Below are 12,833 nucleotides of genomic sequence, written 5' to 3'. Positions count from 1 at the left end.
CAACGAAAAATGCAAATTGATTTACATCATGGCATGACATGGGTGGTCGCACGCGCGGCGGGATTCACCGACCAAGAGGCTGAAATTATTGCTCACGCGGCACAATACGTAGATGATGCAACAAACTATGGTCACATCAAGTTTGATAACGGTGCCGCTTATGAGCGCATCGCAACCGCTCATAAAATGCTCGATTATAAAAACCTAGACAGCTTAAAGAATATGAAAGTGTGGGTACCTTTTCATTTCCTACCGGGTAATGGCGGTTTACCTGCTGGGCAAAATCCGTCGGGCACCTTTATTCAAAAGCTAGTGTGTAAGCCACATTCCTATGTAGCCAAAGATATGGTTGCTGAGTGTATTGCAGATAAGCATAGGCCTTATGGACTGCACCGCCTTGGTATTACCTCTCATGTCTTTATTGATACTTGGGGCCACCAGGGATTTGCTGGCATACAGCATGAAGTCAATGAAGTGACTGAAATAATGGACTTGAATGGTGAAGCAGAAGAGACTTGGCGCGAGCGAATAAGCGAATACTTTTCTGATGTTTTTCAAGATGATATTCCAAGTTTAGGACATGGGCAGGCGCTTTCTCACCCTGATCAGCCTCATCAGCAGTGGAGTTACTTCAACGGATTGGGCGAAAAAGTGGTGCGAGATAATCCAAGCGATTTTCTAATCGCAGCCGATGAGCTTTGCAAGGTCTATCAAGACTATCGAGGCGAGGCTACAAATGGCTTGAGTGAGTCATTAAAGCAAGAAATAGCGCAGTGCTTTGCTGAATTTGATATGGATGATGGTGAAGAACGTCATCAATTGTGGCTTGATGCTATTGAAGCTAACCGATTTGGGCTTGGAAGTTATACCCTAACTTACATTGCCAAAGGTGAGGGGTCGTGGAAACACCAAGCGCTAGGTACAACCCGTGCTCAAGGTGACGACGATAGCTATTCGTTTCGCAGTGAGTTCTTAACTTCTAACTGGAAGTATTTTCACGATGCAGCCAAAAAGCATCGCCTCTGTGTCATTGATGATATTTTGCCCAAATATGGAATTTGTGTGAGCTAAGCTTCAGTAAAGTAAGTGCAGCTAGGCTGCACTATTTTTGTGTTTAAAATAGTTCGGAAGAAAGCTCGCGGGATTGTGAATTTTGGTTAATATGCCAAGTTTCGACAAGGCGAGTCGTACCGCCCGAGTTTTTACAAATTAACTCTGTCACCAGCACTTTATAAAAACCACTGTATTTAGCCTCACCGACAACATTCAAGACATCACTATAAAATCCACCTTGATGTCTTTCATTGAAAAATTCTGGGTTACCACTGACATAATTGGTTTTGCGGCACTGACCTTGGTGCGAGTTGTTATTAATATTAATCAAGCCGGTATATTGAACATCCGCAAAATACCCTGGGCCATTGCTCGGCGTTTGCCAATCAGCCACTGTGATTTCACTGTGCCATACAACGGCGGGAGCCTTGGGTATCTTGTGATAAACAATCGCTTCTTCGCCTGAGGGTAAGGTGCAGCTGAGTTTAACCGACTTTTCTGTCAGCTTATGCTCCGCAGGCAGTGGGCCAGAAATAAAGGGCGCGTTGAATGTGAGAGGAGCAATCAAATCGCCGGTTTGTGTATTAACCACTTCAAATTGATGGCACTCATCCGCCGCTAAGCCGCCCGTGAGCGCATTAAAGAACTCAGTTGTGCCTGCACGAGCTGAGATAAAATCAACAGGTGCGCCCTGATACTGCGAATGATCTCCCGCACCATCCTGATCATAAAATACCTGTGTAGCCAAAACAGAAGTGGAACTACAAGCCAATGCCATAGCAAGTAGTCGAGTGTTGAATGTAACCATATATTTTTCCTTTACAGTTGTGTTTGTTTTTTATTCAGTCTCAATATAAGGTAAATGTAACTTCATGCAACTTTATGATTTTTCTGGTTTTGGCAACTATCTAATTGCTGCAACTACTATTTGGAGTGGTACGTGATAAGGATATAAATACATAGAGTTTAGCTAACGTTAGATGAATGGAGTTCAAGTGGGTAGGGGTTCGAGTTATTAGAGAGGAAGTGGGCAGTATGTTGATGTGGGGAAAATCATTTCTATTCGCCAACATTAGGTAAAAAGCTTTATGCGCTGATGACTTTTCCAGTTGTAAGTTATGGGACGTGAAAGAATCTACTATTTTCTAGCCTCATTTTGGTGTTCTTGAAATGCCGGATATTGTTGCTGGCTAATCATAATTTACCGTTTTAAATTGCAGACTAAGCGTTCGCTTTTTTGCAAAGACTATTTTTGATTTGCAGAATGTAGAGCTGCCAACGCCTATTTTTTGAACTTTTCACATGACACTATCAACAATTCAGTAAGAAAATACCTTTGCCAATAGCCCGGTTTAAAAATAAACAGGGCTATTGATAGTACTAATTTTTTTTATTCTGATCTGCCTTCTCTAATGCATTAAGTAAGGTTTCGAATTCGTTTTGCATCTTGTCGATATTTACATCTAAGACGCTGTACCAAGTATAACCCAAATCATCAGTTGCCTTTATTTGCCCCCGCTCACACATAACATATAATGTTTTGTCATAGCTGATTTTTGGCAGAGTTTGTGTGCAACTTTTGCTTGCTTTACCTTTTGCTATCCATTGTTTAGGATTATCGCTACTTGCATACATGACTCTCAGTTCGGACTTAGCGTTTTTATTTTCCTTGTAGTAAGCAATGTTTATCAATGAATGATCTTTTCTTACCACCGGTAAGCTAAGTTCTACATTATCATTACCGAACAGGTTGTTAGCATTTTTCTTCACTACTACCCATTCAGATTCAGGAGTTAGCTTATAGACAGTATCACCTACACCATCCCATTGACTTACCTCGATTGCGAGCAATTCGCTACCAGGAAGTTGTATCAACTCCTTTAGTTCGAGTGCTTTTTCCATACTCCATGTATTAGTTGCTTGTTGATATACATGTAATTTATTATCGTTTAGGATGTTTAATTGGCTATTACTATCAAAGAATGGAAATATACCGCCATTTTGTACCAACCAATCATTACTATTCTTTCTTTTATATTGACCAATTTGATTCCATGTATCTTTAATATCAATGAATTGGTAAACAGTATATTGCTTTGCGGATGCGGTTAACGCAAAGGATTGGTTCCCATTATTTGCCATCCATACAATTGCCTGATCAGTTTCAACGGGTTTGATCTGGCGCCAATTTTTTAAGTTGCTATCTGAGTAATAAAGCTCGCCTTTTTCACCTGCCAAAGCGATCCCTTGGTTCAATTCAATGGCGCTAAGCAATTGAATATTGGTTGGTAGATTTACAGTATCCCATGTACCCTTGTGATTTAGAATTCTAGCCTGTCCAAACCTTGAAGTGATGATAGCTTTACCAAATTTATTTAAGGCAAAATGACTACTAGGGAAGGCATTTTCGCGGACAAGTTGTGCAAGGGAGGAGCGCAAGGAGTCAAGCTCGTCATTTTGCCATTGTAATTCTTTATTAGCGTGTAATTGTTGGGAGGCTACTGGGTAATGATGTTTGATAAAATCATTCATATTGATAGCTTGATCTAATCGAGTAACGAATGCTTTATTGCTAGAAGTTGAATCCCAAAAGGACTTTTCTTTTATGCTTTTTAACGGTTGAAAAGCGATGGAGCCAAGGTTGGTAGTAGTATTTTGTTTTATCTCGAATTTACCCGCTAAATAATTTACAGGCATTGAAATCCAAGACATGATTTCACCATTACTAAAGAAGCTATAAAGTGAAGCAACAACATACTGTCCCTCAGGCAATGCTCCAACGAATACTTGACTTTCTATGAGCCCTCGGGAGTGAGGTGTTAAAGTGTAAACGTCCGGATCCCACTCTACTTTACTTTCATCAAACGCTTTGTTTTTTTGTACGGCTTTTGCTTTTGCCTCTTCGATAGCCGCCTCTTTTAATGCATCACGATTGTCCAGCCTAAGCACTATGAGCTCGGACCATCCTTTGTGTAAAGGAGCTAGTCTATCTACATTGTTAATTACTTCAACAGACACCATACCATGTTGCTGAGGTAGAGGGGCGTTACTATTCAGGTTTGCCGTTTTAAGTTCATAAGTGGCGCATCCAGATAGGTATAGTAGAGTGATTGAGAGTAAGATTAGGCGAAACATATAGATCCTTACATTTACTTTATTATTTTCATAAACAACTAATTATGTACCTAATTCAATACTAAGTGTCTATATAAATAATTTTAAATGAAGGATTAACTGGAAGTTTAGCAAATGGTGGCCCCACCTGGACTCGAACCAGGGACCTAACGATTATGAGTCGTGCGCTCTAACCAACTGAGCTATAGGGCCATTTTGTGTTGTAAGTGCTCATTAAATTCATCCATGAAGCAATATCCTGTCGGCGTCCTGCCTCCATCTCATCAAGCTGCGAAGCGGTGCTTCGGTCTTGATTCGCCCAACTGAGCTATGGGGCTATTTGCTGTAGTGGTTTAAAGGTAAATCACTGAAAGCGCAGGCAGTATAAAAATTTTTAACAGGCTTGTCACTATTAAAACGTGAAAAAGTCGGGGCGAATGGATTGATCGCTCAATAATAAGCCAATGTTGTAGTGGTTCGGGTGTTGAGCTGTGCGGATCATTAAAATGGCGAGATAAGTATTAGTCTGGTTTTACGGTGAAAAAAATAGAGCCACTTAGGAGCAGGGTTGGATTTTTGCTGCAAACACGAGATGAGCAAGCTGTAAGGTTGGCTTATGATAAGTTGAATTTAGTAGTATTTGGTGGAAGTAGGGCTGAGATAAAAGAAGCCGGCAATTGGCCGGCCTCTTTTAGGAGAACGAATTAGGTTATTGGTGCATGCCTAGTTTTTTCTCTAGGTAGTGGATATTCGTGCCACCGTTTTGGAAGTTCTCGTCTGACAAGATCTTCTTGTGAAGCGGGGTGTTGGTTTTAATTCCGTCAATCACTAGCTCATTCAGTGCGTTTTTAGCACGAGCGATCGCAACATCACGGTTTTCACCATAAGTGATTAACTTACCGATCATTGAGTCGTAGTGTGGCGGTACTGTGTAATCAGCGTAAATATGGCTGTCCCAACGGATCCCAAGGCCACCTGCTGGGTGGAAACGCGTAATTTTACCCGGTGAAGGGATAAAGCTCTCTGGGTCTTCTGCGTTAATACGGCACTCGATTGCGTGACCACGGATCACCACGTCTTCTTGTGTGATTGAAAGCGGTTGACCAGCAGCAATCTTAAGTTGCTCTTTGATTAAGTCTACGCCAGTGACCATTTCTGTTACTGGGTGCTCAACCTGAATACGGGTGTTCATTTCAATGAAGTAGAACTCGCCGTTTTCGTATAAGAATTCAAACGTACCTGCGCCGCGATAACCAATCTCGATACATGCACGAGTACAGCGATCACCAATGTATTTACGCATTTCTGCTGTGATCCCTGGTGCAGGTGCTTCTTCCACTACTTTTTGGTGACGACGCTGCATTGAACAGTCGCGCTCACCTAGGTGGATTGCATTGCCTTGACCGTCAGCGAGTACTTGTACCTCGATGTGGCGTGGGTTTTCTAGGAATTTTTCCATGTAAACCATACCATTACCGAAGAACTGCTTCGCTTCTTGTTGTGTTAAGGCGATAGAGTTTGCAAGTTCTTTTTCGTTGCGAACGACACGCATACCACGACCACCGCCGCCGCCAGCCGCTTTGATGATAACTGGGTAGCCGATACGCTTAGCGATCTGCGTGTTGCGGTCGTTGTCATCAGTCAATGGACCATCAGAACCAGGCACGCAAGGTACGCCTGCTTTTCTCATCGCTTCAATTGCTGATACTTTATCACCCATTAGGCGAATAGTGTCGCCCTTTGGACCGATAAAGATAAAGCCACTTTGCTCAACTTGGTCAGCAAAGTCGGCATTTTCAGAAAGGAAACCGTAACCTGGGTGAATAGCAACCGCGTCTGTGACTTCTGCCGCCGCGATAATACGAGGAATATCAAGGTAGCTTTCGCTTGCCGCAGGTTTTCCGATACAAATGGTTTCATCTGCAAGAAGAACGTGTTTTAGGTCGCGGTCAGCTGTTGAGTGCACAGCAACCGTCTTTATACCTAGCTCCTTGCAGGCACGCAATACGCGAAGTGCAATTTCACCTCGGTTTGCAATGACTACTTTATCTAACATAACGTTGACCTTCTGCGTAATTATTCGATGATGAATAGCGGTTGGTCGAATTCTACTGGCTCACCGTTTTCAACTAGGATTGCTTTCACTACACCAGCTTTGTCTGATTCGATCTGGTTCATCATCTTCATGGCTTCAACGATACAAAGTGTGTCGCCAACATTTACTTTTGAACCTACTTCAACATATGCCGCTGCTGTTGGAGAAGAAGCTGTGTAGAAAGTACCAACCATAGGAGACTTAACTTGGTGACCTGCAGGTGCGCTGCTTTCTGCTGGTGCAGCTTCTACTGCAGGAGCTGCCGTTGGTGCTGCTGGTGCAGGTGCCGCTGGAGCTGCCATGTATTGTTGAGGTTGTGCATAAACTGGTGCACTGCTGTGGCGATTGATACGTACTGACTCTTCACCTTCAGTGATTTCTAGCTCTGCAATACCTGATTCTTCTACTAGCTCGATAAGTTTTTTGATCTTGCGAATATCCATACAATGACCCGCCTGTTAGTTAATTTGAGTTATTTTGTTTTCGCAATTGCGCTAACGCTGCATCAAATGCAGCACGATAGCCCAACGCGCCTAATCCACATATCACGCCTTCCGCCACATCAGAAAAATAAGACTTGTGACGAAATGGCTCTCTGGCGTACACATTGGTGATGTGTACTTCATAAAAAGGGATGTCCACACTGAGTAAAGCGTCTCGAAGGGCAATGCTCGTATGGGTAAATGCGGCAGGATTAATGATAATCGCATCGCATTGTTCATATTGAGCGTGAATAGCCTCGATTAGCTGCGCTTCACTATTACTTTGAATGTGTGACAAGCTGACTTGCTGTGCTTCTGCATATTCAGTTAATGCGTCAACAATTTCGTTGAGAGTCTGCGTGCCGTACTTGTGCGGCTCACGGCGACCTAGCATATTTAAATTAGGGCCGTTTACTAATAAAATCTTTAATTTTGCAGACATATTACGCGAACTTCCTTTAACTAAAGCATTAGCCAAAAATTTAGACTGTATGGCTTGTTAACTTAAGCCGAATTCCAGCAAATAGCAAATATTTCTCCATTTCGTGGAGTATTATAGAGAGTTCGAGGTAAATAGCAGCAAAATACTGGTCTAATCAGAAGGGAAGAGGGGCAAGTGTACTTGCCCCTAAAATGGTTACTTTGCGTCCTGCTTGGCCTTTTCTAGGTGGGCAGCAAAGTCTTTTGCGTCTAAGAAGCCTGTGATGCGGTGTGTTAGCATCTCATTACCTTGACTATCAAAGATTAAAATAGTCGGTAAACCAAACACCGTAAATGCTTCCATGATCTCTTGGGTGTTGTCATTGGCTTTGGTCAAGTCGAGCTTTAATAGTTCATAATCTTTGAACTGTGCTTGTACTTCAGGTTTCGGGAAAGTGTATTTCTCAAACTCTTTACACGCGACACACCACTCTGCGTATAAATCAACGATAGGCACTTTGCCTTTGGCATTGGCCTTGATCACTTCCTCTCGCAGTGCAGCTAAATCAGGGATCAATCTAAACTTTTGCAGTCCACTTACTCTTGGTTGCTTTATGGCTGGTAACTCAGTAGCTTTTGGTTGGTCTTTTGCTGATAGCCCAGCCGTCTTTTCTGCTAACTGTTGTTTTACTGCGGTCAAGTCAGCGGCTAACTCGTCCACGTGTAATTGAGTTTGTATTAGACTGGCTTCTAAACTTGGCTCTTGTTTAGGCATAATCGCGTCTTTAACACCAAATAAACCCGGTATCAGTAACATAAGCGCCATTGTCCATAGTAACGTCTTTCCTTTACTTGCTTGAAGCTGGCTTTGCCAGAAGTGTAAATATAGAGCTGTTGCAATAGCCAAAATACTTGCCATTAGTACTATGATGTCAAAGTCTACAATGCGCTCTAAAAGGATAAGCGGTACGAAGAGCATCACAAAACCAAATAGCGTTTTGACCTGATCCATCCAGCCTCCTGCTTTTGGCAGTAATTTTCCACCTGAGGTACCTAGCAGTAATAGCGGTAGACCCATGCCCAAGCTAAGTGCGTATAGCGTTACCGCGCCCACTACATAATCACCGCTTTGCGCGACAAATAATAGCGCGCCAGAAAGTGGAGCCGTGGTGCAGGGCGATGCAATAAGTCCAGAAAGCACACCCATAATGAATACGCCCCAGTAATTGCCGCCTTTTTGCTTGTTACTGAGCTGAGTGAGTTTATCCATCATGCCGCTAGGTAAACGAATTTCGTAAACCCCAAACATAGATAGCGCAAGTGCGACGAACAATATACTAAAGCTGATAAGTACCGCTGGATGCTGCAAGTAGCCTTGAATTTGGCCACCGAAATACGCAACGACTAACCCAAGCGCAGCGTAAGTGACCGCCATACCTTGCACATAAATAAAAGACAAACTGAAGGCTTTTTTAGTCGAAAGACCTTGTTGACCGGCGATGAGGCTCGACAAAATCGGGAACATCGGGAATACACAAGGGGTAAACGCAAGGCCAATACCAAGGCCAAAGAACGTCAAAATATTCGCAAGTAAGCTGCGCTGCATTAACTGCTCAGTGAAAGACAAATTATCGTTATCCACAGGCGCGCTTTCGCTTTGAGCTTCTGTTTTTGTCTCAGGTGCTTTTGTTTCAGGAGCTATGGTTGACGTGGTCTTTGGCTTTTCTCCCGCAATCGTGCTTAACGGCACTTCTACAATTTCTGGCGGATAGCAAAGTCCAGCTTCGGCGCAGCCTTGATAGCGTATTTTTACGATTGCACCTTGCTCGATATTACTGAGCTTAGAGATAACAGATAAGTTATTAAAGTAGACTTCAGTGCGACCAAAAAACTCATCTTCAATCATCTTGCCTTTTTCAAGCTCTGGCACTTGGATGTCGGCTTGTTTGGCGATAATTTGAAGATTCTTCTTATATAAGTAATAGCCGTCGGCGATGTCCCAACCCACAAACAAGGTGTTGCCTTGCTGGTCAAAATCGAACTTGAATGCTTCTTTTACTGGTAAAAAAGTCTGTTGTTTAGGAGCCAATAAGCTGTCTAGCACCGCATTGTTTGCTTGCGCGGGAAACCACATCAGCAATGAGAAAAGAACTACTAAGAGTCGCATTACAATAATACCTCGTCCATCCATTTGAAATAAGCTAAGTTGCCGCTGGTGACGTCCACGACTTGAATTTCTGGGACATCATAACTGTGTAAGTCGCGAATAGCGGCCATCACTTGCTCTAGTTTTTCGGATTTTGTCTTGATTAACAGCTTGGTCTCTTGTGCATGTTCAACCTGACCTTCCCAAACATAAATAGATTCCACTGCCGGGATTAGGTTCACACAAGCTGCAAGTTTTTGCGTTACAAGTTGCGTTGCAATCTTACGCGCTTCTGCAACCGAATCGCATGTAGATAAGACGAGTTTATATCTTACGCCCATTGCCATTTCCATTTTAGGGTTAGTAATGGCATCTTAGCGGATAGCTCCTCTTTTCTAAAGCGTCTTACTTGTATCGCTTGAATTAAGACCTTTGCACCCATATTTATCTTTCGTAGATTTGGAGAAAGTATGTTTAGATTCTTATTTATTTTATTTATCGCTATTCCGATTATTGAAATTGCTTTGCTGATCCAAGTCAGCGAGGTGATAGGCGGTTTTGCTACCATTGCGCTTGTAATTGGTACCGCCATTTTAGGGGCAAGACTGGTTAAACAGCAGGGTCTTGGCGCTTATGTCAACGTACAGCAACAGATGTCTCGTGGGCAATTGCCTGCACAAGATTTATTTACCGGTTTGTGTGTGATCATTGCCGGTGTGCTATTGATGACGCCTGGGATCATGACCGATGTATTAGGTTTTTTACTGTTAACCCCAGCCGTTAGAAAAAGGCTGGCGCAGTCGCTTTTAGCTCATGCCACCGTAAGAGTGCAAACAGGCATGCACTCAGGTCAGTCACCGTTTGCTAATCAATCACGCGACGGGCGTGCGGAGCAGCAGGAAGAAATTAGAGATCCATTTAAAAATCAATCGAGTAGAAATTCTTCTACAACGATTGAAGGCGAATACGAAAGAAAAGACTAAATTTTTTTGGTTTTTTCTCTTGGGTTTTAATTTGCCCATCCCCATAAATGAAAGCAATTAAAATTGCGTGTGTTAACCACAACCTGTGGATGTAACACCGCCTTAAAAAAGCATTATTTCTGTCATTGTTCAGAAACTGTTAGGAGAACTATATAAATGAACATTCGTCCTTTACATGATCGCGTCATTGTTAAGCGTCTTGAAGAAGAAACAAAGTCAGCTGGCGGCATTGTGTTAACTGGTTCTGCAGCTGAAAAGTCTTCACGTGGTGAAGTAGTTGCAGTAGGCAACGGCCGCGTGTTGGACAATGGTGAAACTAAAGCACTACAAGTAAAAGCTGGCGACACAGTGTTGTTCGGCTCTTACATCGAAAAAACTGAAAAGATCGAAGGTCAAGAGTACCTGATCATGCGCGAAGATAACATCTTAGGCATCGTAGAATAATTAATACTTTTTAGTTTAATCGACAACAGAATTTAAGAGGAATTTATAACATGGCAGCTAAAGAAGTTCGTTTTGCAGGTGACGCTCGTACAAAAATGCTAAAAGGCGTAAACGTACTAGCAGACGCAGTAAAAGTAACACTAGGTCCTAAAGGCCGTAACGTTGTTTTAGAAAAGTCATTCGGCGCACCAACTATCACTAAAGACGGTGTATCTGTTGCGAAAGAGATCGAGCTTGAAGATAAGTTCGAGAACATGGGCGCACAAATGGTTAAAGAAGTTGCGTCTAAAGCTAATGACGCAGCGGGTGACGGTACTACAACTGCAACTGTTCTTGCGCAAGCTATCGTGAACGAAGGTCTTAAGTCAGTTGCTGCGGGTATGAACCCAATGGACCTTAAGCGTGGTATCGACAAAGCAGTTATTGCTGCAGTTGAAGAATTAAAAACGCTTTCAGTTCCTTGTTCAGACGCTAAAGCGATTGCACAAGTTGGTACTATTTCAGCTAACTCTGACAAAGAGATTGGTGACATCATTGCAGAAGCAATGGAAAAAGTAGGTCGCGAGTCTGGTGTTATCACTGTAGAAGAAGGCCAATCACTACAGAACGAACTAGATGTAGTTGAAGGTATGCAGTTTGACCGTGGTTACCTTTCTCCGTACTTCATCAACAACGCTGAAAAAGGCCAAGTTGAGCTAGATAACCCACATATCCTTCTTGTAGACAAGAAGATCTCTAACATTCGTGAACTTCTTCCTACACTAGAAGCTGTTGCTAAAACAAGCAAGCCGCTACTAATCATTGCTGAAGACCTTGAAGGTGAAGCGCTGGCAACTCTGGTTGTAAACAACATGCGTGGTATCGTGAAAGTTGCTGCGGTTAAAGCACCTGGCTTTGGTGACCGTCGTAAAGCAATGCTACAAGATATCGCGACACTAACTGGTGGTACAGTTATCTCTGAAGAAATTGGCCTTGAGCTTGAGAAAGCTACGGTTGAAGACTTAGGTACAGCTAAGCGCGTGGTTATCACTAAAGATGATACAACTATCATTGACGGTGCTGGCGAGCAAGAAGCAATCGATGGTCGCGTATCTCAGATCAAAGCACAAATCGAAGAAGCAACTTCTGACTACGACAAAGAGAAACTACAAGAGCGCATGGCAAAACTTGCAGGCGGTGTTGCAGTAATCAAAGTTGGCGCAGCAACTGAAGTTGAAATGAAAGAGAAAAAAGACCGCGTAGAAGATGCGCTACACGCAACTCGCGCAGCGGTTGAAGAAGGTGTAGTACCTGGTGGTGGTGTTGCGCTAGTTCGCGTTGCGAGCAAGCTTGAATCGCTAACTGGTGACAACGAAGACCAAAACCACGGTATTAAAGTGGCACTTCGTGCGATGGAAGCACCACTTCGTCAAATCGTTTCAAACGCAGGCGACGAAGCATCAGTTGTGGTTAACGCAGTTAAAGCTGGCGAAGGTAACTACGGTTACAACGCTGCAACTGGCGAATACAGCGACATGATCGAAATGGGTATCCTAGACCCAACTAAAGTAACGCGTTCTGCACTTCAGTTCGCAGCATCGGTTGCTGGTCTAATGATCACCACTGAAGCGATGGTTGCTGAAATTCCGAAAGAAGAAGCTGCTGGTCCAGATATGGGCGGCATGGGCGGAATGGGTGGCATGGGCGGCATGATGTGATAAACATCATCTCCTAAGCACTACACGCTTTAGAAAAACCCTAACAGTTTGATGTTAGGGTTTTTTTATGCCTGAAATTTGCTAAAGCTTCATCATTTTTGGGGAATAAAATGGGGTATTGATTAAACGCCCATGTGTTGTAAAAAATGTGCTTTTATGACTATTCATTTTAATATCCATTCGGCGTCAACAACGAATACATCAACACCTACACAACTGCTTGCTGCGTCCGTAAAAAAGAAGCCAGAACCTAATCAGGTTAAAGAGATACCAAAGAGAAACAAGTATCTGACGAGTCTGTGTCTATTGCTGCATTTACAGGTGATGCACCGAGCAGGTCACCATACAGCGCTCTACTTAATCCTGAGGGCTTTGATTACATCCGTTTGAGAACGATTT

The 12,833-nt window shown here is 43.0% G+C and carries 11 protein-coding genes and 1 tRNA gene; 4 read left to right on the top strand and 8 right to left on the bottom strand.

Going from position 1 to position 12,833, the window contains the following annotated elements; genetic code table 11:
• Positions 1-9 precede the first annotated feature (9 nt).
• Positions 10-1,071 carry a DUF6765 family protein gene (locus EXT47_RS14835; protein ID WP_039494120.1) on the top strand — a complete coding sequence of 354 codons (1,062 nt, stop codon included), beginning with the start codon at positions 10-12 and terminating at the stop codon, positions 1,069-1,071.
• A gap of 43 nt (positions 1,072-1,114) precedes the next feature.
• Here EXT47_RS14835 and EXT47_RS14830 read toward each other — a convergent pair whose 3' ends face one another.
• The 8 genes from EXT47_RS14830 to cutA form a co-directional block, all read right to left on the bottom strand.
• The gene (locus EXT47_RS14830) at positions 1,115-1,861 is read right to left on the bottom strand and encodes a hypothetical protein (RefSeq protein ID WP_039494122.1); all 747 of its coding nucleotides are present in this window, start codon (positions 1,859-1,861) and stop codon (positions 1,115-1,117) included.
• A gap of 572 nt (positions 1,862-2,433) precedes the next feature.
• On the bottom strand, positions 2,434-4,188 hold the full coding sequence (locus tag EXT47_RS14825) for a hypothetical protein (protein ID WP_039494125.1): 1,755 nt from the start codon (positions 4,186-4,188) through the stop codon (positions 2,434-2,436).
• Between the two features lie 115 nt (positions 4,189-4,303).
• Positions 4,304-4,380: transfer RNA gene (locus tag EXT47_RS14820), tRNA-Ile, on the bottom strand.
• 496 nt (positions 4,381-4,876) lie between these two features.
• On the bottom strand, positions 4,877-6,223 hold the full coding sequence (gene accC / locus EXT47_RS14815) for an acetyl-CoA carboxylase biotin carboxylase subunit (RefSeq protein ID WP_045987969.1): 1,347 nt from the start codon (positions 6,221-6,223) through the stop codon (positions 4,877-4,879).
• 20 nt (positions 6,224-6,243) lie between these two features.
• Positions 6,244-6,705: an acetyl-CoA carboxylase biotin carboxyl carrier protein gene (accB, locus tag EXT47_RS14810; protein ID WP_130126957.1), complete on the bottom strand. Its 462-nt coding sequence runs from the start codon at positions 6,703-6,705 to the stop codon at positions 6,244-6,246.
• A 19-nt stretch (positions 6,706-6,724) separates the two neighbouring features.
• Complete coding sequence (gene aroQ, locus EXT47_RS14805; RefSeq protein WP_010368763.1) at positions 6,725-7,186, bottom strand: type II 3-dehydroquinate dehydratase; 462 nt, start codon at positions 7,184-7,186, stop codon at positions 6,725-6,727.
• A gap of 195 nt (positions 7,187-7,381) precedes the next feature.
• Positions 7,382-9,331 carry a protein-disulfide reductase DsbD gene (locus EXT47_RS14795; RefSeq protein WP_240701623.1) on the bottom strand — a complete coding sequence of 650 codons (1,950 nt, stop codon included), beginning with the start codon at positions 9,329-9,331 and terminating at the stop codon, positions 7,382-7,384.
• A complete protein-coding gene (gene cutA, locus EXT47_RS14790) occupies positions 9,331-9,651 on the bottom strand; it encodes a divalent-cation tolerance protein CutA (RefSeq protein ID WP_039494127.1) in 321 nt (106 codons plus the stop codon). The genes EXT47_RS14795 and cutA overlap by 1 nt, the downstream gene beginning before the upstream one ends.
• Positions 9,652-9,780: 129 nt before the next feature.
• Here cutA and EXT47_RS14785 point away from each other — a divergent pair, with 129 nt between their 5' ends.
• The 3 genes from EXT47_RS14785 (at position 9,781) to groL (ending at position 12,434) form a co-directional block, all read left to right on the top strand.
• Positions 9,781-10,293: an FxsA family protein gene (locus EXT47_RS14785; RefSeq protein ID WP_039494129.1), complete on the top strand. Its 513-nt coding sequence runs from the start codon at positions 9,781-9,783 to the stop codon at positions 10,291-10,293.
• A 156-nt stretch (positions 10,294-10,449) separates the two neighbouring features.
• Positions 10,450-10,737, top strand: coding sequence for a co-chaperone GroES (locus EXT47_RS14780; protein ID WP_010368755.1), 288 nt, complete (start codon positions 10,450-10,452; stop codon positions 10,735-10,737).
• A 50-nt stretch (positions 10,738-10,787) separates the two neighbouring features.
• Positions 10,788-12,434: a chaperonin GroEL gene (groL, locus tag EXT47_RS14775; RefSeq protein ID WP_017217202.1), complete on the top strand. Its 1,647-nt coding sequence runs from the start codon at positions 10,788-10,790 to the stop codon at positions 12,432-12,434.
• The last annotated feature ends 399 nt before the right edge of the window (positions 12,435-12,833 follow it).

It is taken from the genome of Pseudoalteromonas sp. CO342X (assembly GCF_004208915.1).
Classification (GTDB): domain Bacteria; phylum Pseudomonadota; class Gammaproteobacteria; order Enterobacterales; family Alteromonadaceae; genus Pseudoalteromonas; species Pseudoalteromonas maricaloris.
The sequence above is the reverse complement of the archived record's forward strand: the minus strand, read 5'-3'. Positions and strand labels throughout refer to the sequence as shown.